The organism is Streptomyces sp. NPDC001770 (assembly GCF_053596135.1).
In genome coordinates, this window is record NZ_JBSFFN010000005.1 from 68105 (window position 1) to 89162 (window position 21058).

The 21058-nt window shown below is 71.6% G+C and carries 18 protein-coding genes and 2 pseudogenes; 12 read left to right on the forward strand and 8 right to left on the reverse strand.

Going from position 1 to position 21058, the window contains the following annotated elements:
- Nucleotides 1-115 precede the first annotated feature (115 nt).
- The 5 genes from ACWCSV_RS06845 (at nucleotide 116) to ACWCSV_RS06865 (ending at nucleotide 7099) form a co-directional block, all read left to right on the forward strand.
- A complete protein-coding gene (locus ACWCSV_RS06845) occupies nucleotides 116-550 on the forward strand; it encodes a hypothetical protein (protein WP_451139221.1) in 435 nt (144 codons plus the stop codon).
- A 257-nt stretch (nucleotides 551-807) separates the two neighbouring features.
- A complete protein-coding gene (locus ACWCSV_RS06850) occupies nucleotides 808-1815 on the forward strand; it encodes a fibronectin type III domain-containing protein (RefSeq protein ID WP_451139223.1) in 1008 nt (335 codons plus the stop codon).
- Nucleotides 1816-2009: 194 nt separating this feature from the next.
- Nucleotides 2010-3368 carry a M20/M25/M40 family metallo-hydrolase gene (locus ACWCSV_RS06855; protein ID WP_451139225.1) on the forward strand — a complete coding sequence of 453 codons (1359 nt, stop codon included), beginning with the start codon at nucleotides 2010-2012 and terminating at the stop codon, nucleotides 3366-3368.
- Nucleotides 3365-4897: a YfcC family protein gene (locus ACWCSV_RS06860; RefSeq protein WP_451139227.1), complete on the forward strand. Its 1533-nt coding sequence runs from the start codon at nucleotides 3365-3367 to the stop codon at nucleotides 4895-4897. The genes ACWCSV_RS06855 and ACWCSV_RS06860 overlap by 4 nt, the downstream gene beginning before the upstream one ends.
- A gap of 462 nt (nucleotides 4898-5359) precedes the next feature.
- Entirely contained in the window at nucleotides 5360-7099 is a 1740-nt protein-coding gene (locus ACWCSV_RS06865) for an FG-GAP repeat domain-containing protein (protein ID WP_451139229.1), read from the forward strand.
- Nucleotides 7100-7224: 125 nt separating this feature from the next.
- On the opposite strand, the gene ACWCSV_RS06870 is transcribed toward ACWCSV_RS06865, so the two are convergent.
- Both ACWCSV_RS06870 and ACWCSV_RS06875 read right to left on the reverse strand, forming a co-directional pair.
- Nucleotides 7225-7434: a DUF397 domain-containing protein gene (locus ACWCSV_RS06870; protein ID WP_451139231.1), complete on the reverse strand. Its 210-nt coding sequence runs from the start codon at nucleotides 7432-7434 to the stop codon at nucleotides 7225-7227.
- Nucleotides 7431-8263, reverse strand: a pseudogene (locus tag ACWCSV_RS06875) (helix-turn-helix domain-containing protein). Before ACWCSV_RS06875 ends, ACWCSV_RS06870 begins: the two are co-directional and overlap by 4 nt.
- Nucleotides 8264-8405: 142 nt before the next feature.
- Here ACWCSV_RS06875 and ACWCSV_RS06880 point away from each other — a divergent pair.
- Nucleotides 8406-8942, forward strand: coding sequence for an ATP-binding protein (locus tag ACWCSV_RS06880; RefSeq protein WP_451139233.1), 537 nt, complete (start codon nucleotides 8406-8408; stop codon nucleotides 8940-8942).
- Here ACWCSV_RS06880 and aceB read toward each other — a convergent pair.
- Complete coding sequence (gene aceB, locus ACWCSV_RS06885) at nucleotides 8911-10530, reverse strand: malate synthase A (protein ID WP_451139234.1); 1620 nt, start codon at nucleotides 10528-10530, stop codon at nucleotides 8911-8913. The genes ACWCSV_RS06880 and aceB overlap by 32 nt on opposite strands.
- Before the next feature lie 182 nt (nucleotides 10531-10712).
- On the reverse strand, nucleotides 10713-11324 hold the full coding sequence (locus ACWCSV_RS06890) for a nucleotidyltransferase family protein (protein WP_451139236.1): 612 nt from the start codon (nucleotides 11322-11324) through the stop codon (nucleotides 10713-10715).
- A gap of 212 nt (nucleotides 11325-11536) precedes the next feature.
- Here ACWCSV_RS06890 and ACWCSV_RS06895 point away from each other — a divergent pair, with 212 nt between their 5' ends.
- Nucleotides 11537-11839: a DUF5955 family protein gene (locus ACWCSV_RS06895; RefSeq protein ID WP_451139575.1), complete on the forward strand. Its 303-nt coding sequence runs from the start codon at nucleotides 11537-11539 to the stop codon at nucleotides 11837-11839.
- A 117-nt stretch (nucleotides 11840-11956) separates the two neighbouring features.
- Here ACWCSV_RS06895 and ACWCSV_RS06900 read toward each other — a convergent pair whose 3' ends face one another.
- Nucleotides 11957-12748, reverse strand: coding sequence for an IclR family transcriptional regulator (locus ACWCSV_RS06900; protein ID WP_451139238.1), 792 nt, complete (start codon nucleotides 12746-12748; stop codon nucleotides 11957-11959).
- 370 nt (nucleotides 12749-13118) lie between these two features.
- On the opposite strand from ACWCSV_RS06900, the gene allB reads away from it, so the two are divergent.
- Nucleotides 13119-14489 (forward strand): allantoinase AllB, encoded by a 1371-nt coding sequence (allB, locus tag ACWCSV_RS06905; protein ID WP_451139240.1) that lies wholly within the window; start codon nucleotides 13119-13121, stop codon nucleotides 14487-14489.
- Between the two features lie 2 nt (nucleotides 14490-14491).
- Nucleotides 14492-15640 (forward strand): allantoicase, encoded by a 1149-nt coding sequence (alc, locus tag ACWCSV_RS06910; RefSeq protein ID WP_451139242.1) that lies wholly within the window; start codon nucleotides 14492-14494, stop codon nucleotides 15638-15640.
- A 59-nt stretch (nucleotides 15641-15699) separates the two neighbouring features.
- On the opposite strand, the gene ACWCSV_RS06915 is transcribed toward alc, so the two are convergent.
- Nucleotides 15700-15828: a hypothetical protein gene (locus tag ACWCSV_RS06915; RefSeq protein ID WP_451139244.1), complete on the reverse strand. Its 129-nt coding sequence runs from the start codon at nucleotides 15826-15828 to the stop codon at nucleotides 15700-15702.
- Nucleotides 15829-15980: 152 nt separating this feature from the next.
- Here ACWCSV_RS06915 and ACWCSV_RS06920 point away from each other — a divergent pair, with 152 nt between their 5' ends.
- Nucleotides 15981-16310 (forward strand): putative quinol monooxygenase, encoded by a 330-nt coding sequence (locus ACWCSV_RS06920; RefSeq protein WP_451139246.1) that lies wholly within the window; start codon nucleotides 15981-15983, stop codon nucleotides 16308-16310.
- 69 nt (nucleotides 16311-16379) lie between these two features.
- Here ACWCSV_RS06920 and ACWCSV_RS06925 read toward each other — a convergent pair.
- A pseudogene (locus tag ACWCSV_RS06925) lies at nucleotides 16380-17197 on the reverse strand (aldo/keto reductase).
- 337 nt (nucleotides 17198-17534) lie between these two features.
- Here ACWCSV_RS06925 and ACWCSV_RS06930 point away from each other — a divergent pair.
- Together ACWCSV_RS06930 and ACWCSV_RS06935 are read left to right on the forward strand one after the other, a co-directional pair.
- On the forward strand, nucleotides 17535-18449 hold the full coding sequence (locus ACWCSV_RS06930; RefSeq protein WP_451139248.1) for a DMT family transporter: 915 nt from the start codon (nucleotides 17535-17537) through the stop codon (nucleotides 18447-18449).
- A gap of 155 nt (nucleotides 18450-18604) precedes the next feature.
- Nucleotides 18605-19801 (forward strand): cytochrome P450 family protein, encoded by a 1197-nt coding sequence (locus tag ACWCSV_RS06935; RefSeq protein ID WP_451139250.1) that lies wholly within the window; start codon nucleotides 18605-18607, stop codon nucleotides 19799-19801.
- A 19-nt stretch (nucleotides 19802-19820) separates the two neighbouring features.
- Here the strand turns inward: ACWCSV_RS06935 and ACWCSV_RS06940 are convergent, their stop codons facing one another.
- On the reverse strand, nucleotides 19821-20822 hold the full coding sequence (locus tag ACWCSV_RS06940; RefSeq protein WP_451139252.1) for a Gfo/Idh/MocA family protein: 1002 nt from the start codon (nucleotides 20820-20822) through the stop codon (nucleotides 19821-19823).
- Nucleotides 20823-21058 lie beyond the last annotated feature (236 nt).

Below are 21058 nucleotides of genomic sequence, written 5' to 3' on the forward strand. Positions count from 1 at the left end.
GCGTCGCCCCCGGGTGTCCCCTCGGCTCCTGCCGACGGGACGAGGCGCCAGGGGGTGGAAGTGGAAGCCACCTCGTACCCGCCTCTTCGGGGCGGGAGATCCAGGGAGACCGCTCATGGCAGTACGGAAGACCGCCGCGACCCTGCTGGCCGCCGCGACGCTCGTCGCCGGCTCGCTCCTCGGGCTGATGGGGCCGGCGTCGGCCTCCGCCCAGCCCGACGGGGCCGTCCTCGCGGCGAAGGCGCTCGCGGGTGCCCGTCAGCACGCGGTGGAGTCGCCCGCCGTGGTGAAGTCCGCCGCCGCTGCGCTGTCCTGTTCCTACACCTACGTGTGCGGGCAGGGCTCCAACGGCAACAGCTTCGCCTACACCAAGTGCAACACCCTCTACCAGCTCCCCAACCTCACCGGCAGCGGCCCCCTCATCAACAACCAGACCCCCGGCACCGTCGCCTACTTCTACGACAAGAACCAGAACTACCTCTTCTCCTCCACCGCCTACCAGTCGACGACGGTCAACTGGACTCCGGTCTGGTACGCCATCGCCTGCTGAGGCACCGCCGGTGACGGCGGCGGGGTGCTCGTACGGCTCCGGGGCCGGTGGCCCGGGCGCCCCGCCGCATCGGCCTTCCGGGTGTCCGAGTGTCCGGGTGTCGGGTCTCCAGGCTTCAAGGGCGGAATCCGGGGCTCCGTAACCACATGTGCGGGCCCCGGTGCAAGCCGGGGGAGGTGCACATCCGCACATTGCGGAACGTTCGGCGCACCCCCCTTGTGACCCGCCCGCGCGCCGTGCCATACAGGTCTGGACCAATGCCCCGGACGAAAGGCGGCAGCGCCGTGCACCTTCCCCCCACGCGTGTCGTGTCGACCTGTTCCGCCGTACTCCTCCTCGCTCTGCTCACCGGCTGCGGCGGTCCCGCCGCCGCGGCCGACACCGAGCCGCCCACCACCCCGCAGGACGTGACCGCCCAGGTGAGCAGCTCCACCTCCGTGCACGTCATGTGGGAGCCCTCCTCCGACGACAAGGCGGTCACCGGATACGAGATCTACCGCGACAGCACCCCGGTGAAGACCGTCCCCGCCGCCAAGCACATGATCGACGTCGACGGGCTCACCGCCTCCACCGCCTACACCTTCACCGTCCGGGCCCGGGACGCGGCCGGCAACCTCTCCGCGCCCGGCCCCGGCGTGCCGGCCACCACCCAGCCCACCCCGCCCGAAGACCGGGCGGCGCCGTCCGTACCGGCATCGCTGCGCGCCGCCGCCGTCGGCACCGACAGCGCCACCCTGACCTGGAAGGCCTCGACGGACGACGTCCGCGTCTCCTCGTACGACGTGTACCAGGAGGACTCCCGCATCCACAGCGTCTCCGGCACCGTGACCAGCGCCCGGCTCACGGGACTGCGCCCCGGAACCGTCTACACCTTCACCGTCCGCGCGCGCGACACCTCGGACAAGTCCTCCGACGACAGCCGTTCCGTCGACGTCACCACCAAGTCCGCCCCCGGCGCCCCCGCGAGCACCGCCCCCACCGGTCTGCGCACGGAGACGAAGGGCGGCCCCGGCGACTACGTCGTGGCGCTCTCCTGGGACCAGCCGAAGGTGGGCGGGGAGATTCCCGCGTACGAGCTCTACCTCGACGGGAAGTTCACCACGACCGTGGTCTGGGGCGGTACGCCCCCGAAAGGCCGCGCCGCCTACGAGCTGACGCTCACCGAACCGAAGGGCACCCGGCACTCCGTCAAGATCCGGGCCAAGCTCCCCGACGGCACGTGGGGCGACTTCTCCGCGCAGCGCACTCTCGTCCTCGGCGGCTGACCGGCCCGGCGCCACCCACGGCACCCGGCGGCGCGGACGCGCGGGAGCGCCCGCCCTGTGGTCCATTGATCCCTGGGGCGTGTCCGCGCGAGCCCCGCACGCCGCGACGCCCGCCGAGTGCACGGCGGGGACCGGCACGGACACGACCCCTCGGACACGGGTACGCGAGTACGTGAGGAACAGGGGTGTGCACCATGGACCTGAGCACCCGGGTCGACGCGCTGATGGACGGTCTGACCGCCGACCTGGAACGGCTGACGGCCATCGCGTCCATCGCCTTCCCCGGCTTCCCGCCCGAACCCGTCCTGGAGGCCCACGACCTCCTGGTGGAACTGCTGCGAGGAGCCGGCGTCACACGGATCGACCGCCTCGACCTCCCCGACACCGCACCGGTCATCGTGGCCGAGGTTCCACCGCCCACTCCCGACGCGCCCACCGTCCTCCTCTACGGCCACTACGACATCCAGCCGCCCGGCGACCCCGGCCTCTGGCGGTCACCGCCCTTCGAGCCCACCCTCCTCGACGACCGAACCGGCCTCAGGGCCCGGGGCGTCGCCGACGACAAGGCGAACGTCATCGTCCACCTCGGCGTGCTGCGGGCGTTCGGCGGCGTGCCCCCGGTCGGGCTGAAGATCGTCCTGGAGGGCCAGGAGGAGTACGGCAGTGCCTTCGACGCGTACCCGCCCACCGACCCGGACCGCTTCGCCTGCGACGCCATGGTCATCGCCGACCTCGGTAACATCCGCCCCGGCAGCCCCACTCTCACCACCGGACTGCGGGGCGCGGCGGAGGTCCTGGTCGAGGTCCGCACCCTCGCCGAGCCCCGGCACAGCGGCGAGTTCGGCGGAGCCGCCCCCGACGCCCTGCTGACGCTGCTCGCGGCGCTCTCCACCCTGCACGACGAGCACGGCGACGTGGCGGTGGAGGGCCTCCGGCGCGAGAAGTGGACCGGCACCGCCTTCACCGAGGAGGAGTTCCGCTCCCTCGCCGGGGCGCTGGACGGGGTACCGCTGACCGGATCCGGCAGCCTCGGCGAACGGCTCTGGAGCGGACCGGCCCTCACCGTCGTCGGGATCGACGCCCCGAGCGTCGACCACGCGGCCTCGGCCGTCGTGCCCTACGCGCGCGCCAAGCTGAACCTCCGGTTCCACCCGCTGCAGGACCCGCGCGAGGCACGCGGACTCCTCGTCACCCACCTGGAGGCACTCCGTCCGTTCGGTATCCCGCTGACCGTCACCGCCGGGGACACCGGCCCCGGATTCGAGGCCCGCACCGACGGCCCGGCCTACCGCGCGGCCCTCACGGCCCTGCGCGAGGGGTGGGGCGAGGAGCCCGCGTACATCGCGAGCGGCGGTTCCATCCCGTTGGTGAACGGGCTGGCCAGAGCCGTGCCCGGAGCGGAGGTGCTGCTCTTCGGTGCCCAGGACAACATGTGCAACCTGCACGCCCCGAACGAACGCGTCCTCTTCTCCGAACTCAGGTCGGCGGTGATTGCCGAAGCCGCCTTCCTGCGGGAGTTCGCGGCCGGCCACCGGACCGGAGGCACGGCGTGAGCACCCAGGTCACGGGCGGCGCCGATCCCGAGGAGGGCCACCCGGAGAAGCGGAAGTTCACGTTCCCGAGCGCGCTGACGATCCTCGCCCTGGTGACCCTCGCCGTCTGGGCGCTCGCCTTCCTCATCCCCTCCGGGGCGTACGACCGCAACGCCGAAGGCGCCCCCGTCCAGGGCACCTACCACCGGGTCCCCTCCGACCAGAGCTTCGTGGACCGGCTCGACGACCTCTTCCTCTCGCCCGTCAACGGTCTCTACGGAATCCAGGACGCCGGGACCGGACAGGTCGGGCCCGACCTCGCCGGCGAGTTGTACGGCAGCGCGGGCGTGTTCCTCTTCGTCATCGCGATCGGCGCCTTCATCACCGTCGTCTTCGCCACCGGCGCCCTGGACCGGGGCATCGGCCGCCTCGCCCACCGGCTGCGCGAGCGCGGCGCGCTGCTCATCGCCGGCGTCATGGTGGTCTTCTCGCTGCTCGGCACGGTCGAGGGCTTCGCCGAGGAGACCCTCGGCTTCTACGGACTGATTGTCCCGCTGATGCTCGCCCTCGGCTACGACCGCATGGTCGCGACCGGCACGATCATCCTCGGCGCCGGCATCGGCGTGCTCTGTTCCACCGTCAATCCGTTCGCCACCGGCGTCGCCTCGTCCGCCGCCGACATCTCCCTCGGCGACGGCATCGTGCTGCGCGGCGTCATGTGGATCGTCCTGACGGCCGTGACCATCGCCTACGTCGTCCGCTACGCCTCCCGGGTCCGCAAGGACCCCGCCCGCTCCCTCTCCGGCTTCCTGCCCGGCGACCGCGAGCAGTCGGCGGCGGAAACCGATGAACCGCCTCCGCTGACCCCGCTGCACCAGATCGTCCTGGTCCTGGTCGGACTCACCTTCGCCTTCATGATCTTCTCCGTGGTGCCGTGGTCCAGCGCCATCAGCGGGGACGCCGACGCCACTCCGTACGGTTTCGAGCTCGGCTGGTCGTTCCCTCAGCTGGCCGCGCTCTTCATCGTCGCCGCGGTCGTCGTCGGCGTGGTCGCGCGGTTCGGCGAACAGAGGCTGAGCGCGACGATCGTGCAGGGCGCGGCGGACTTCATCTCGCCCGCTCTCGTCATCGTGCTGGCGCGCGGGGTCACCGTCATCATGAACAACTCGCGGATCACCGACACGGTGCTGCACTCCATCGAGGGAGCGGTGTCCGGGGTCTCGTCCGGCCTCTTCGCGGTCGTCGTGTTCATCGTCAACCTGCCGCTGGCGTTCCTGATCCCCTCCACCTCCGGGCACGCCACCCTCGCCATGCCGATCCTCGCGCCCCTCGCCGACTTCGCGGGCGTCTCGCGCGCCGTGGTGGTCACCGCCTGGCAGGCGGCGAGCGGCTGGATGAACCTCTGGGTGCCGACGACCGCCGTCACCATCGGCGGAATCGCGCTGGCGAAGATCGGCTACGACAAGTACCTGCGCTTCGTCTGGCCGCTGCTGGCGATCCTGTCCGTGCTCATCTGCGGACTCGTCGCCCTGGGCGCGGTGTGGACCTGACGGGTCCCGCAGGCGCCCGAACAGGCCCGGCCCCGACCATCCGCGGCCGGGCCACGCGAGCGGTACACCGTTCCGCCATCGTGCCTGCACGTCGGTTTCACGCCATCTTCCTACCCTCTCCACGGCCTGGTTTCCCGCACGCGCCGGGTCAGCGCCGGATCAAGGACGTGTCAGTAACCGGGACCAGCCGGACAACGGACTTGCCGGACGAGTCCTTCTGGAGGTAGATCTACATCCACGACCCTGGGGAGGGGCGCCACCACTGGTGGGGGGATCCTGCTCCGTCATGCCGTGCGCCGGTGCCATGACCGACACCGAAGGCACGTCGACGGACGCCATTCATCCGACACCGCACACGTGCGGCTCGGCACCGGCATGTGCGCCGCTCCCCGTGGAGTCGTCTTTTCCACAGGAGGCAGAATGCCCAACCTCGCAATACCCGGGTCCAGGCGGACCCGGAGGATGGCCACATCGGCAGCGATCGTCTGCGCCGGTCTGCTGGTCAGCGGTTCGATGACGATCACCGCACACGCGGCCGGGAACGACGCCGCGATCCCGGGCACGGTGACCGTGCCGCACGCGTCCTCCGCGCGCCCCACCTTCACGGTGCCGGGCCGTGAGAACGCCGTGGCTCCCCAGCCGCGCAACCTGATGGCCCGTTCCGCCGCCGTCGACTCCTCGGCCGCCCAGCGCGCCGACTTCGACGGTGACGGTGCCGGAGACCTCGCCTACCGCGAGGGCTGGGGAGACGTCTACACGGACTGGGGCAACGGTTACGCCGACGTCCTCTCCGGCGAGACCGCCCAGGTCAAGGACCTGCTGCTGCCCGGCGACATGACCGGCGACGGCAAGGCCGACCTGCTCGTGGTGACGCCCACCGGTGCGCTCCGGCTCTACAGCGGAGCCAACGCTGCCGTCGACGGCGGCCTCAGCTCGTACACCACGCTCAGCAGCGGCTGGCAGGCGTACAACAAGCTCGTCGTCCCCGGTGACCTGAACGGTGACGGCGCGCCCGACCTGCTCGCCCGCAGCACCGCCGGACTGTTCCTCTTCCCGGGCACGGGCAAGAACTTCGGCAAGGGCATCCAGGTCGGCGGCACCGGCTGGAGCCAGTTCGACCAGCTGGTCGGCGCGGACGACCTCACCGGCGACGGCATCGCCGACCTGGTGGCCCGCAACGCCACCGGGGTCTACGTGTATCCCGGAAACGGCAAGGTCACCGGGTACCCGTTCAAGACCCAGTTCCAGATCGGGGGCACCGGCTGGGCGCAGTACAACCAGATCACCGGCGGCACCGACTACAACGGCAACGGCACCGCGGACCTCGCGGCCCGGGGCTACGACGGCAAGCTGTACTTCTACGACGGCAAGGGCACCGGATTCTTCCAGGCCCGCGTGCTTTCCGGCCCGGGCTGGAACACGGTCTCGCAGCTGGCCGGGGCCGGCAACAACGCGGCCTACGGCAAGTCCGGGGTCTTCGCCCGTACCAGCAACGGCACCCTGTACTACTACGACGGCACCGGACTCGGGAAGCTGTCGGCGAAGTACCTGATCGGATCGGGCTGGACCCGCTCCGAGAGCCGTCTCATCCACAGTGTCTCGCTCCGGTCGGACGGAAGCTCCGACCTGATCGCGCACAGCACGTACGACGGCCACCTGTACAACACGGCCACGTACGCGGAGAACGACACCGACCTCGCGGCCGGTTCGAAGTCGTACAACCTGGTCGTCGGCCCCGGCGACCTGAACGGTGACGGCAAGAGCGACCTGATCGCCCGCAGCTCCACCGCGCTGTACTTCTACGCGGGCAACGGCGACGGCCTTTCCATGAAGGGCCGGGTCCAGGTCGGCGGCAGCGGCTGGAGCCAGTACAACAAGCTGGTCGGCGCCGGTGACCTCAACCAGGACGGCCGTGCGGACGTCATCGCCCGCAGCTCCGCCGGGCTGTTCCTCTACCCCGGCACCGGCAAGTCGTCCACGCCGCTCGGCACCCGTATCCAGGTCGGCGGCAGCGGCTGGAGCCAGTACTCCAACCTCGCCGCCCCGGGCGACATCAACGGGGACGGCATCGCCGACCTCCTGGCGTCGAACTCCAAGGGCCAGCTGTTCTTCTACGCGGGCACCGGAGTCGCCAAGACCCCGTTCAAGGCCCGCGTCCAGATCGGCACCGGGGGCTGGAACCAGTACCCCGACCTGGTCTGATCGCTGACCCACCCGCGGCGCTTTGAGCGCCGCAACCCGTCCGCCCGGCCCCCGCACACCAGCGGGGAGCCGGGCGGACGGCTTTTTCCGACCGGGCGCGCGGGTACGGGCACGCGGCTATGGGGTCAGCCGCGTGCGGCTTCCGCGACGAACGCGGTCCAGGCGTCCGGGGCCAGCGTGAGGGTGGGGCCGGTGTGCTGCTTGGAGTCGCGCACGTGGACGGTGCCGGGGGAGGCGGCGACCTCCAGGCAATTCCCACCTTCGGCGCCGCTGTGGCTGCTCTTGAACCAGCGCAGCTCCGCGTCGGAACCGCCTGTGGTGACGTGGACGTTCATGCCTCTCCCAGCGGTTTTTCGATGAAGGCCAGGGACTCACGCGGGGTGAGGGCCTGGGCTCGGATGATCCCATAGCGGGCCGCCAGGGCGCGGACCTCTCTGCGCTCCGTTACCAGTGTGCTCCGACCTTGCACTTCGAGATAGCCGATCGGCTCGCCGTGTTGAGGGGTGAGGATCGTGAACGGGCCGTCCACGCCCGCGTTGTCCTCCCGGTCCGCAGGCATCACCTGGATCTCGACATTGCGCTTCTGCCCGATCAGCAGTAGATGTTCCAACTGTCCGCGTCGCACTTCGCGGCCTCCCAGACCTCGGGTGACGACGTACTCCTCCATGACGAAACTGAGCAGCGGGGCGGGCCAGCGATTGAAGATCTCCTGGCGCGCCTGACGTGCGGCTACCCGCTGTTCGATGGTGGCCTCGTCCAGCAGCGGACGCCGTTTCGTCAGTAGCGCACGGGTGTACTCCTCAGTCTGGAGCGGCCCGTTGACCACGAGCGTTTCGTAGCCGGCGAGCTCCGTCGCCTCCGCCTCGATCCTGGCGGCATCCCGGAAGAAGGCCGGATACTGGGCTCGGGCCACTTCCTGCTTGCTGGTGCTCAGCAGGCCGTGAGCCCGCAGGATGTCGTCCGCCTGGTCGATGAACTTCGGCGGGGGCACCCGCCGCCCTGCTCGAACGTGGCGATGGTGGACGCGGAGTAGCCCGTGAGGGCGCGGAGCCGGGCCCGGTCGATACCGGCGGCCACGCGGAGCAGTTTCAACTGGCGCCCGAAGACGGCCAGGATGCCCGCCCCGCTCTCGTGCGCCTCATGCGGTTGCTGCTCTTCCGGCATGACCCCTGCCTCCACGGTCGCTTTCCGCCCTGCCGCTTCACGCTCCCTCGCGTGTGCAGGGTGCGTGCCGTCGCGTACAGCCCCGGGCCGTCAGCGCGTCACTCCTGGTCAACGGTAGGGGGAGGACACGAGCGTTTTCCTCATGAACGAAGCAATTACCTCTCCCGTGGAGATGGTTGAAACCGACGCACCGGTGCGGGAGTTCGCCATGCGATTCACCTCGACACCGCGCGGCGCCCGCCTGTCCCGCCGTCTCGTGTCGCTCCGGCTCCACGAGTGGGGCCACTCCTGGGGCTCGGACACGAACGACACCCTTTCGCTGATCGCCGCCGAACTGACGGCGAACGCGGTGCGGCACGGGCGGTTGGCGGGACGGGACTTCCACGTGCGGCTCGCCGAAGGGGAGGGCGGCACCCTGCGGATCGAGGTGACGGACACCCGTACCGAGCGGTGTCCGTCACCCGGCGATCCGCGCGAGCCGGCCCTCGACGAGGAGTCGGGCCGGGGGCTCCTCCTGGTCTCCCGGCTCGCGGGGAGCTGGGGTGTCCTGCCCCGCTCGGGTGCGCCCGGCAAGACGGTGTGGGCGGAATTCCGGAGCGGGGCGGACGGCCCTCCCGCCGCACCGGTGGCCCTGGGTGCGGACGTGCTCAGCGCAGCTGCTCGTACGCGGGCAGGGTGAGGAAGTCCGTGTAGTCGGTGTCCAGCGCCACCTGGAGCAGCAGGTCGTGGGCCTGCTGCCAGCGGCCGGACGCGTACGCCTCCCCGCCGATCTCGGCGCGTACGGCCGCGAGTTCCTCGGCGGCGACCTTACGGGCCAGGTCGGCGGTGGCGTGTTCGCCGTTCTCGAAGACCACGTCCGCGTTGATCCACTGCCAGATCTGCGAGCGGGAGATCTCCGCCGTGGCCGCGTCCTCCATGAGGCCGAAGATGGCCACGGCGCCCGTACCGCGCAGCCACGCCTCGATGTAACGGATGCCGACCGCTACGGCGTTGCGCCAACCCTCGTACGTGGGGCGGGCGTCCAGGCTGTCGACGGCGATCAGGTCGCCCGCCGCCACCGAGACGTCCTCGCGGAGCCGGTCCTTCTGGTTCGGCTTCTCGCCGAGCACCGCGTCGAAGGAGGCGAGCGCGATCGGGACCAGGTCCGGGTGGGCGACCCAGGAACCGTCGAAGCCGTCGGCCGCCTCGCGGTCCTTGTCCGCCTTCACCTTCTCGAACGCCACCTTGTTGGCCTCGGCATCCCGGCGCGAGGGGATGAAGGCCGCCATTCCGCCGATGGCGTGCGCGCCCCGCTTGTGGCAGGTGCGGACAAGGAGTTCGGTGTACGCGCGCATGAACGGGGCGGTCATCGTGACGGTGTTGCGGTCCGGCAGGACGAACTTCGTACCGCCGTCACGGAAGTTCTTGACGATGGAGAAGAGGTAGTCCCAGCGTCCCGCGTTGAGTCCGGAGGCGTGGTCGCGCAACTCGTAGAGGATCTCCTCCATTTCGTAGGCGGCGGTGATCGTCTCGATGAGGACGGTTGCGCGGATGGTGCCCTGCGGCAGGCCCACGTACTCCTGGGCGAAGACGAAGACGTCGTTCCAGAGGCGGGCCTCCAGGTGGGACTCCGTCTTCGGGAGGTAGAAGTACGGGCCCTTGCCGAGGCGGATCAGCCGCTCGGCGTTGTGGAAGAAGTAGAGGCCGAAGTCGACCAGCGCGCCGGGGACCGGGGTCCCGTCGAGCTGGAGGTGGCGCTCGTCCAGGTGCCAGCCGCGCGGCCGGGTGACGACGGTTGCCAGCTCCTCGGCGGGCCGCAGGGCGTACGTCTTCCCGGACTTCGGGTCGGTGAAGTCGATGCGGCGCTCGTAGGCGTCGATCAGGTTGAGTTGCCCGAGGACGACGTTCTCCCAGGTGGGGGCCGAGGCGTCCTCGAAGTCGGCGAGCCAGATCCGGGCGCCGGAGTTGAGCGCGTTGACCGTCATCTTCCGGTCGGTCGGCCCGGTGATCTCCACCCGGCGGTCCTCCAGCGCCGGCGGAGCGGGTGCCACCCGCCAGGAGTCGTCGGCGCGGACGCCGGCCGTCCCGGGCAGGAAGTCCAGGGTGGAGGTACGGGCGATCTCCGCGCGGCGCTCCGCCCGGCGGGCGAGGAGCTCGTCACGGCGGGGCGTGAACCGCCGGTGCAGCTCGGCCACGAACGCGAGGGCCGCGTCGGTCAGCACCTCCTCCTGCCGGGGCAGGGGCTCGGCGTCGACGACGACCAGCGGGGACGGCACCGGTGCGGACATGAGCGGTCAACTCCTTCGGGGACGGGCGGGGCCTGCGGGGTCTCGACGGCCCACGGGCTTCTGCTCAGTGGATAGTAGTTTCCTCATCGTGGAAGCTCAACGGTTCACGGCGTGTGACGAGCCACCGGAGGTGAGGGGGTGTCGATGTCCGGACGGCGAGCAGCCCGGCGGACCCGGGCCCGTCAGGGCCCCGCCAACCGCCCCAGGTCCTCCGGTGTGTCGATGTCGTACGCCTCCGCCACGTCCCCGCACTCGACCAGCGTGAGGGCCTCCCGGTGCTCCCGCAGGTAGACGCGCGCCCCCTGGTCGCCGGTGGCGTCCGCGGACACCCCCGCCCAGTGGTCCGCGCCGAGGAGTACCGGATGCCCGCGCGTACCGTCGTACGAGGCTGCCGCCAGGATCGCCCGCGAGGTGGCGGCCGCGCGGACCCGGGACACCGCCTCGGCGCCGATGCCGGGCTGGTCGACGAGGAGGACGAGTGCCGCGTCCGCCCCGGTGCCCGCGAGTGCGGCGAGACCCGCGCGCAGCGAACTGCCCATACCCTGGCGCCACTCCGGGTTGACCGTCACCGCGCATCCCGCGAGCGCGCTCCGGGCCCGCACCTCTTCGGCGGCGGCACCCAGCACCACCACGATCCGGTCACAGCCGCCGCCGCGCAGTGATCGAATCGCGTGTTCGACCAGCGGGCGGTCCCGGTACGTCAGGAGCGCCTTGGGCCGCCCGCCGAGGCGCCGGCCACCTCCGGCGGCGAGCAGTACCCCGGTGACCAGGGGGTTCTCAGGAACTGGAGCCATGGGTCCTGGATACCACCGACACGCCGTCGAGCGGGTCGCACACGCGAAAGCAGGGTCACCCTCAGGGGTAACCCTGATTTCCGGTCACGGAGTGGCGCCGGCCACCTTCGATGGCGTTAACTTGCCTCCACTCCGGAGCACTTGACCATGCTCCGGAGTGCGAAAGGCCTACGGCACGAAGGCGTGCGAGGGGGAGTGCATTGTTGCGAAGTGTGGGGCAGAAGCGGGTGACCGGGAGCAGCGAGGACCCCAGGGTCGCGGAGTTGCGGACAGCGGTGTCCCGGCTCCGTCGCGAGCTGGCCGGGCATCCCGCGGAGTTCTCCGACCGGGGGATCGCGGAGGAGGAACTGGCCGCGCTGGACGCCATGGCGGTCAGCGGAGTGCCGGAGATTCCCCGGCTCCGCCGGTCCCTGCTGCTGATCGCGGGGTCGATCGGATCGGTGAGCGCCCTGGCGCCCGGGCTCCGGGCGGTACGTAACGCGGTGGATCTCTTCGGGGAGCCGCCGCGCGGGTGACGCGGCCCGGGGCCGGTGTCCCGGGACCGCACGGGGGAGGGGCGGCAGGCATCGTACGAGAGAGGGGCGACAGGCATCACGCCTGCCGCCCCTCTCTCGTGTCGGTGGTGCGCACGCTCAACCGCCCGCCGCGAGCTCCGCCGAGAGGTCCTTCGCCGTCTGCTGGAGGATCGGGACGATTCGTTCCGTCGCGGCCTCGGTGACCCGTCCGGCCGGGCCCGAGATGGAGATCGCGGCGGCGGTGGGGGAGCCGGGCACGGCGACGGCCAGACACCGCACCCCGATCTCCTGCTCGTTGTCGTCGATGGCGTAACCGGCGAGGCGGACCTGCTCCAGCGCCTCCAGGAAGCCCTCCGGAGTAGTGATCGTCTTCTCGGTGGCGGCGGGCATCCCGGTGCGCGCCAGCAGTGCGCGCACCTCCTCCGGCGACGCGTGCGCCAACAGCGCCTTGCCGACACCAGTGGAGTGCGGCAGCACCCGGCGTCCCACCTCGGTGAACATCCGCATCGAGTGCTTCGACGGCGCCTGTGCGACGTACACCACCTCGTCGCCGTCGAGCAGCGCCATGTTCGCCGTCTCGCCCGTCTCCTCCACCAGGTGCTGGAGGTAGGGCCGCGCCCAGGTGCCGAGCAGCCGGGACGCCGACTCGCCCAGGCGGATGAGCCGGGGGCCCAGGGCGTACCGGCGGTTGGGCTGCTGGCGTACGTACCCGCAGAGCACCAGGGTGCGCATCAGGCGGTGGATGGTGGGCAGCGGCAGCCCGCTGGCCGTGGAGAGTTCGCTCAGGCCCACCTCGCCCCCGGCGTCCGCCATCCGCTCCAGCAGGTCGAAGGCGCGCTCCAGGGACTGCACCCCGCCGCTGGAACCGGCGGTCTTGGAGTCGGAAGTGCTGGCGTCGGACGGCGGCACGTCAACGTTCCTTTCGAAGCGGGAGGCGAGGTAGCAGCGTACCGGGACCCTCGCGCTCCGCGCACTGCTCGTGGCGCGACGTATCTGCCGGTCAGAGGGGTGTTTCCGGCTGCCGCGGACAGGTCCGGGGGAGGGTGCGGGCCGTCTGCCGCACCTGTGCGCATTCCGGATTCCGGAAGCCTGATTCTGTTTCACGGAAGTTTCCGCATGTTTTCGGGTGCTCTCCCGACGCGATCCGTGCGGGGTGCCCCGGCCGAGGAGGGGGCTTGACGGAGGGGAAACCCGCGTGAAGACTCCTTCAACAGTTCGTTGAAATCGCTGAGGTGTCCCGACGCGAGCGGAGCGAGGAGCACGGGTGTCCGGTGCGGACGTGCGGAAAGACCTGAACGCCGACGAGGACGGGCGCGCGCATGCCGGTCCGCTCCTGCGCTCGACCCGTGTCGTCACCCCCACGGGGACCCGCCCCGCCACGGTCGCGGTCTCCGGCGGGAGGATCGAGGCGGTCCTCCCGTACGACGCCCACGTCCCAGCGGGCGTACGGCTGGAGGATCTCGGCGACCGGGCCCTCCTCCCCGGGCTCGTGGACACGCACGTGCACGTCAACGATCCGGGACGCACCGAGTGGGAGGGGTTCTGGACCGCCACCCGGGCGGCGGCGGCCGGAGGCATCACCACCCTCCTCGACATGCCGCTCAACTCCCTCCCCCCGACCACCACCGTCGGCAACCTCAGGACCAAGCAGCGCGTCGCGGCCCCCAAGGCGCATGTGGACACCGGCTTCTGGGGCGGTGCGATCCCGGCGAACGCCAAGGATCTGCGCCCGCTCCACGAGGCCGGCGTCTTCGGGTTCAAGTGCTTCCTCTCACCGTCCGGCGTCGAGGAGTTCCCGCACCTGGACCAGGAGGGGCTGGGACGCTCGCTGGCCGAGATCGCGGGCTTCGGCGGGCTGCTCATCGTCCATGCCGAGGACCCCGGACACCTCGATACCGCCCCGCAGCGGAGCGGCCCCGCCTACGCCGACTTCCTCGCCTCGCGCCCCCGGGCCGCCGAGGACGCCGCGATCGAAGGGCTGATCGCCCACGCGAAACGGCTGGACGCCCGCGTCCACGTCCTGCACCTCTCGTCCGGCGACGCGCTGCCGCTCATCGCCGCCGCCCAACGCGAGGGCGTACGCGTCACGGTCGAGTCCTGCCCGCACTTCCTCACCCTCACGGCCGAGGAAGTACCGGACGGGGCGACCGAGTTCAAATGCTGTCCGCCCATCCGGGAGGCGGCCAACCAGGACGCGCTGTGGCAGGGGCTCGCCGACGGGGTCATCAGCTGCATCGTCTCCGACCACTCGCCGTGCACCACCGACCTCAAGACGCCCGACTTCGCCTCCGCGTGGGGCGGCATCTCCTCCCTCCAGCTGGGGCTGCCCGCCATCTGGACCGAGGCCCGCCGACGCGGCCACTCGCTCGACGACGTGGCGCGCTGGATGTCCACCGGCCCCGCCCTGCTCGCAGGGCTGGACCGGAAGGGCGCCATCGAACCCGGCCGCGACGCCGACTTCGCCGTACTCGACCCCGAGGCCACCTTCACCGTCGACCCGGCAGAGCTCCACCACCGCAACCGGGTCACCGCCTACGCGGGCCGTACCCTCCACGGCGTCGTCACCTCGACCTGGCTGCGCGGCGAACGGATCGTCCACGACGGCGTGTTCACCGGACCCTCCGGCCGCCTCCTCGAAAGGAACCACTGACCATGACGGAGTCCGTGCCGCCGCGCTGGACCGGAGACGCCCTCCCCTACGCGGGGGGCGACCCGTACGCCGACTACCGCACCCCGGGCCCCGCCGGATTCCCCTTCGGCCACCTCGTGGACCTCGCCGGACGGCAGCTCGGTGCCGGGGTGATCGCCGCCAACGACGAGTTCTTCGCGGAGCGGGAGAACCTGCTGAAGCCGGGTCCCGCCGTCTTCGACCCCGAACGGTTCGGACACAAGGGCAAGATCATGGACGGCTGGGAGACCCGCCGCCGACGCGGCGTCAGCGCCGACCGCCCGCACCCCGGGGACGACGACCACGACTGGGCCCTGGTACGGCTCGGCGCCCCCGGCATCGTCCGCGGACTGGTCGTCGACACCGCCCACTTCCGCGGCAACTACCCCCGCGCCGTCTCCGTGGAAGCCACCGCACTGCCGGGCTCGCCCTCGCCCGAGGAGCTGCTGGCACCGGACGTGAAGTGGACGACGCTGGTACCCCGTACGGAGATCGCCGGCCACGCCGCCAACGGCTTCACGGTCCGCGCCGAACAGCGCTTCACCCACCTCCGCGTCAACCAGCACCCCGACGGCGGCATCGCCCGGCTGCGGGTCCACGGCGAGGTCGCGCCCGACCCCGCCTGGCTCACCGCGCTCGGCACCTTCGACCTGCTGGCCCTCGAGAACGGCGGCCAGGTCGAGGACGCCTCGGACCGCTTCTACTCCCCGGCCACCAACAGCATCCAGCCCGGCCGATCCCGGCAGATGGACGACGGCTGGGAGACCCGCCGCCGCCGGGACCGGGGCAACGACTGGATCCGCTACACGCTGGCCGCGCAGGCGGAGATCCGGGCCGTGGAGATCGACACCGCCTACCTCAAGGGCAACGCGGCCGGCTGGGCGACGCTCTCGCTCCACGACGGGGCGGACGGATCCGGCGGAGAGGGCGAGGCGTGGACCGAGTTCCTGCCCCGGACCCGACTCCAGCCCGACACCAACCACCGCTTCGTCCTGGAGACCCCGGTCCGCGCCACCCGGGTGCGCATCGACATCTTCCCGGACGGCGGGATCTCCCGGCTCCGCCTCTTCGGCTCCCTCACCGAGACCGGAGCGAGCCGACTGGCGGCCCGTCACCACGAACTGGGGGGCTGAGGTGGGGGCCACGTGTCACGGAGACGGCGGGCGGTCCGGGGGCGCAGCCTCACGTGCGGTCACTGTGCCGCGGGGAGGAGCGCGCGTACGGAGGGGGCGATCGTGACCCCCTCGATCAGTGTGGCCGTCAGGGAGTCCGCGCGCTTCCGGTCCAAGGTCTTGACCTCTTCGTACGCCCGGTAGCTCACGGAGACCGCCCCGAGCGGGTGAGGCAGTGGCGGGAGCCGGCCCGGTGAGCCCGAAAGGATCGGTACGGGACGGTATGTCACCCTGGTCGCGGTGCCGCCCGGGCCTCCGGCGCCCGGCGGCGCGTCACCGTACGTCCCGACCTGGAGCAGCCATGATCTTCATCGCCGTCAAGTTCACCGTCCTCGTCGCCGAGCGCGACAACTGGCTCCCCGCGGTGGAGGAGTTCACCCTCGCCACCCGCTCCGAGCCGGGGAACCTGTTCTTCGACTGGTCGTACAGCGTGGAGAACCCGAACCAGTTCGTCCTGCTCGAAGCGTTCGCGTCGGCGGAAGCGGGCGAGGCGCACGTGAAGTCCGCCCACTTCCAGGCCGCCATCAGGACGATGTCGTCCCTGGTCGCCGAGGTCCCCGAGATCATCAACGTCGAGGTCCCCGGCGACGGGTGGAGCCGGATGGCGGAGGTCGCCCCGGTCAACCGGTGACCGACGACCGGTGGCGGGTGACCCGGTCGATCGCCGGCGCGGGAGCCCGTACCAGGACCGGCCGACGGGTCAGAACTCCTCGTGGTCGTCCGGGTCGCCGCCGAACCGGTGCTGCTTCCCCGAGCCGATCCGGTCCAGCTGGTCCGGCGTCAGCTCGAAGCCGAACAGGTCCAGGTTCTCCCGCTGCCGTCCCGGGTCGGCCGACTTGGGGATCGGCACCACCCCCAGCTGGGTGTGCCACCGCAGCACCACCTGACCGGGCGTCACCTCGTGCTCGCGGGCGATGGCCACGGTCTCGGGCGCTTCCAGCACCTCGCGGCCCCGCGCCAGCGGGCTCCACGCCTCCGTCACGATGCCCTTCGCCGCGTGCACCTCCCTCAACTCGTCCTGGGGGAGCAGCGGATGCAGCTCGATCTGGTTGACCGCGGGCACCACCCCGGTCTCCCGCTCCAGCCGGTCGAGCTGCGCGGGGGTGAAGTTCGAGACGCCGATCGAGCGGACGAGACCGTCCTCGCGGAGCTTGATCATCGCCTGCCAGGTCTCCACGTACTTGTCCACGCGCGGCAGCGGCCAGTGGATGAGGTAGAGGTCGACGTACTCCACTCCCAGCGCGGCCCGCGACTCCTCGAAGGAGGCCAGCGTCTCCTCGTAGCCGTGATGGCGGTGGTGACGGTGATCTCCTCGCGCGGCACCCCGCTGCGGGCGATCCCGCGGCCGGTGCCGCGCTCGTTGCCGTAGTTCTTCGCCGAGTCGACGAGCCGGTAGCCGAGGCCCAGCGCCCCGGCGACCGCCTTCTCCGCCTCCTCGTCGTCCAGCGGGTACGTACCGAGACCGACCGCCGGGAGGGTGCGGTGGTCCAGCAGGGGAAGCTGGGGGACGGCGCTCATGATCGTCCTTTCCGTGATCCGTATGTGCTGATCATCCGTAGGTCAGTGATCCGTGATCCGTGATCCGTATGTCCGCGGACCGGGATTCCGAATCCGTGATCCTTACGGCCCCCGCCAGCGTAGGGCGACCGGTGGCTCCGGGCAGGTCGCGCGGCAGGGGGCCCGTGCGGGACGGGGGAGCGGCGGGCGGGGGCGGGGCGAACGGGTGACCACGGCCCGGGACGCGGGTACCGGGTGGGAGCGGCGCCCGGTAGCGTGAGCCGGCCGGTGTGCGAGCCAGCGAGGTCTCCACGCTTGTGTCCCGTCGTGGAGAACCCAGAAGTACCAGGAGTGCCAGGTGTCCGCTGTCGCTGTGCCCGCCGCCGCCCCGTCCCGCCCCGCCTGGTCGACCGACCTCCCCGTCCTGGCGGTCGCCGTCGTCTGGGGATCGAGCTACCTCGCCGCCAAGGGCATCACCACCCCCGGGACCGTCGTCGCGGTCCTCGTCCTGCGCTTCGCGATCGTGCTGCCCGTGCTGGTCGTCGCCGGTGCGCGCGGACTGAGGGCCCTGACGGCGGCCCAGTGGCGCGGCGCCGGGCTGCTCGGGCTGATCCTCAGCGGGATCTTCCTGCTGGAGACGTACGGAATCGTGCACACCTCGGCCACCAACGCGGGCCTCATCATCAGCCTCACCATGATCTTCACCCCGCTCGCGGAGTCGGCCGTCACCCGCACCCGGCCGACCGGCCGCTTCCTCCTCGCCGCCGTGCTCTCCGTCCTGGGCGTCGTGCTGCTGACGCAGGGCGGAGGGTTCACCAGCCCGTCCGGCGGTGACCTGCTGATGCTGCTCGCCGCCCTCGCCCGTACGGTCCACGTCCTCGCGATGGCCCGGATCAAGGCCGTCCAGTCGGCCGACTCGCTCTCCCTGACCACCGTCCAACTGGGCAGCGCGGTCGCCGTCTTCGCCGTACTCGCCGCCATGCCAGGGACCGGCTCCGCGCCCTGGACGGTGGCCGCCGGTTTCGGTGCCGGAGAGTGGGCCGGGCTGCTGTTCCTCGCCGCCTTCTGCACGCTCTTCGCGTTCTTCGTGCAGATGTGGGCGGTCCGGCGCACCTCGCCGTCCCGGGTCAGCCTGCTGCTCGGTACCGAACCCCTGTGGGCCGCCGCGGTCGGCATCGCGATCGGGGGCGAGCGCCTCGGGATCCCCGGGGCGGTGGGCGCCGTGCTGGTCCTGGCCGGAACTGCCTGGGGGCGGCGCGGCGCACAGGTCTGAACCGGCCACGCTCGACCGCGTCCGCCGGCCGGAGGGTTGGAACACCCGGCGCCGAGGTAGTGACTCGCACGGGGGCGGGGCCGCTCCCGCTGCCGTCACGCGCCGGCCACGGCCCGCACCCGGTCGACGCGGCCGGACCTCCGAAAGGAACCGCAGTGACCACCGACGCGATACTGGATCTGGGCGCACTCGGCGAGGCGTTCACCCGGGACCCGTACCCCTACTACGCCGAACTCCGCGCCCGGGGACCGGTCCACCGGGTGGTCCTGCCCGGCGGAACGCCCGCCTGGCTCGTGGTGGGGTACGAGGCCGGGCGTGAACTCCTCGCCGATGCAAGGCTGTCCAAGCAGTGGAGGAACGCCTCGCCGCTCCTCAACCTCCACCAGATGACGGCCGGACCGTCGATGCTCAGCTCCGACGCCCCGGACCACACCCGGCTCCGCAAGCTGGTGACCCGCGAGTTCACCCCGCGCCGGATGGAGCAACTCGTACCGCGCGTACAGCGCATGACGGATGATCTGCTGGACGCGATGCTGGCGGAGCCCGGCAGCCGTACCGATCTCGTCGACGCGCTGTCGTTCCCGCTGCCCATGGCGGTGATCTGCGAGCTGCTCGGCGTGCCCGACATGGACCGGGTGAGCTTCAGGGAGTGGTCCAACACCGCCCTCTCCTCCACCGACGCCGAGGCGCGCCGCACCGCCGTCACCTCGATGAACGCGTACATCGCCACGATGCTCGACGAGAAGCGCAAGAAGCCGGGCGACGACCTGATGAGCGCGCTCATCCACACCGCGGACGAGGAGGGGGACCGGCTCTCCGGTGACGAACTGGCGGGGATGGCATGGCTGTTGCTCGTCGCCGGGCATGAGACCACCGTCAACCTCATCACCAACGGGGTGCTCCATCTCCTCTCCCACCCCGACCAGTTGGCGGCCCTGCGTGCCGACCCCGGACTGCTCGGCAACGCGGTGGAGGAGATCCTGCGCTACGACAGCCCGGTCGAGACGCCCACGTACCGCTTCACCACCGGACCGCTCACCGTCGGCGGCGACGTGATCCCGGGCGGCGGCGAGCTCGTCCTCGTCGCATTGGCGGACGCCAACCGGGACCCCGCCCGTTTCGAGGGCGCGGAACGCTTCGACATCACCCGGGACGCGCGCGGCCACATCTCCTTCGGCCACGGCATCCACTACTGCCTCGGCGCACCGCTCGCCCGCGTCGAGGCGAGGGTGGCGATCGGCTCGCTGCTGGCGCGCTGCCCCGGACTGCGGCTGGACACCGATCCGGACCGGCTCACCTGGCGTACGGGGATGCTGATCCGGGGCCCCGAGCACCTGCCGATCGCCTGGTAGGGCCACCCCGGGTGGCCGGTCAGCCGCCGGGGATCTCGGCGAGCGCCACCGGGCGCCGCTCCCGCCGTGAGCGCTCGCACGCCTCGGCGATCCGCAGCGCCGCCAGGGCCTCCCGGGCGTCGCACGGGTTACCGGCCCGGCCCGCCGCCAGCCGGACGAAGGCGTCGAGCTCCGCCTCGTACGCCGGGGCGAACCGCTCCAGGAAACCGGGCCAGGCCTTCAGCGGCGCGTCCGGGCCGCCCGGTTCCACCGAGGTGAGGGGGGTGCGCTCGTCCAGGCCCACCGCGATCTGGTCCAGCTCGCCCGCCAGCTCCATCCGCACGTCGTACCCGGCGCCGTTGCACCGGGTGGCCGTCGCCGTCACCAGGGTCCGGTCGTCCAGGGTCAGGAGGGCGGCGGCCGTCGACACGTCGCCCGCCTCGCTGAAGGCGGCCGGGCCCGCGTCCGAACCGGTGGCGTACACCTCGGTCACCTCGCGGCCGGTCACCCACCGCACCATGTCGAAGTCGTGGATGAGGCAGTCGCGGAACAGCCCGCCGGAGAGCGGGAGGTACGCGGCGGGCGGCGGGGCGGGATCGGAGGTGACGGCCCGCACCGTGTGCAGCCGGCCGAGCCGCCCCTCGCGGACCGCCTCGCGCGCGGCACGGTACCCGGCGTCGAAGCGGCGCATGAAGCCGAGCTGGAGCACCGACCCCGCCGCCTCCACCTCCGCCAGCGCGGCGAGCGTCCCCGGCAGGTCCAGGGCGACCGGTTTCTCGCAGAACGCGGGCAGCCCCGCCCGCGCCGCCCGGCCGATCAGACCGGCGTGGGCGGCCGTCGCCGACGCGATCACCACCGCGTCCACCCCGCCCGCGAACACCTCGTCGACCTCCACCGCCCTCCCGCCCGTACGCGCCGCCGCCGCCGCCGCGCGCACGGGATCGGCGTCCGCCACCAACAACGACTCCACCGCCGGATGACGGCTGAGCGCCACCGCATGGAAAGTACCGATACGTCCCGTTCCGACCAGTCCGATACGCATGGCCTCACCGTGGCGTTCGCCCTGTCGCCGTGTCAAGCACGCGCAAAGGCCCCGCACCCCACTCCGCGGCCCCCTGCGACCTGGGAAATCGCCCGTGCGCCCGGACGACACATTCATTTGCCCGGGCCCTGCCGGGTGCCGCCCGTCGAACCTCGGGGATACTTGGGCAGCCGGGCCGGGACTCCACACGTCCGCGGCGCACCAGACGGCACAGTGAGCGGCACAAGAAGGGCACG

Coding starts and splice junctions, on each gene's coding strand:
- ACWCSV_RS06845 (WP_451139221.1), top strand. CDS start 116: ATGGCAGTACGGAAGACCGCCGCGACCCTGCTGGCCGCCGCGACGCTC.
- ACWCSV_RS06850 (WP_451139223.1), top strand. CDS start 808: ATGCCCCGGACGAAAGGCGGCAGCGCCGTGCACCTTCCCCCCACGCGT.
- ACWCSV_RS06855 (WP_451139225.1), top strand. CDS start 2,010: ATGGACCTGAGCACCCGGGTCGACGCGCTGATGGACGGTCTGACCGCC.
- ACWCSV_RS06865 (WP_451139229.1), top strand. CDS start 5,360: ATGGCCACATCGGCAGCGATCGTCTGCGCCGGTCTGCTGGTCAGCGGT.
- ACWCSV_RS06870 (WP_451139231.1), bottom strand. CDS start 7,434: ATGAACGTCCACGTCACCACAGGCGGTTCCGACGCGGAGCTGCGCTGG.
- ACWCSV_RS06880 (WP_451139233.1), top strand. CDS start 8,406: ATGAACGAAGCAATTACCTCTCCCGTGGAGATGGTTGAAACCGACGCA.
- aceB (WP_451139234.1), bottom strand. CDS start 10,530: ATGTCCGCACCGGTGCCGTCCCCGCTGGTCGTCGTCGACGCCGAGCCC.
- ACWCSV_RS06890 (WP_451139236.1), bottom strand. CDS start 11,324: ATGGCTCCAGTTCCTGAGAACCCCCTGGTCACCGGGGTACTGCTCGCC.
- alc (WP_451139242.1), top strand. CDS start 14,492: ATGACGGAGTCCGTGCCGCCGCGCTGGACCGGAGACGCCCTCCCCTAC.
- ACWCSV_RS06920 (WP_451139246.1), top strand. CDS start 15,981: ATGATCTTCATCGCCGTCAAGTTCACCGTCCTCGTCGCCGAGCGCGAC.
- ACWCSV_RS06940 (WP_451139252.1), bottom strand. CDS start 20,822: ATGCGTATCGGACTGGTCGGAACGGGACGTATCGGTACTTTCCATGCG.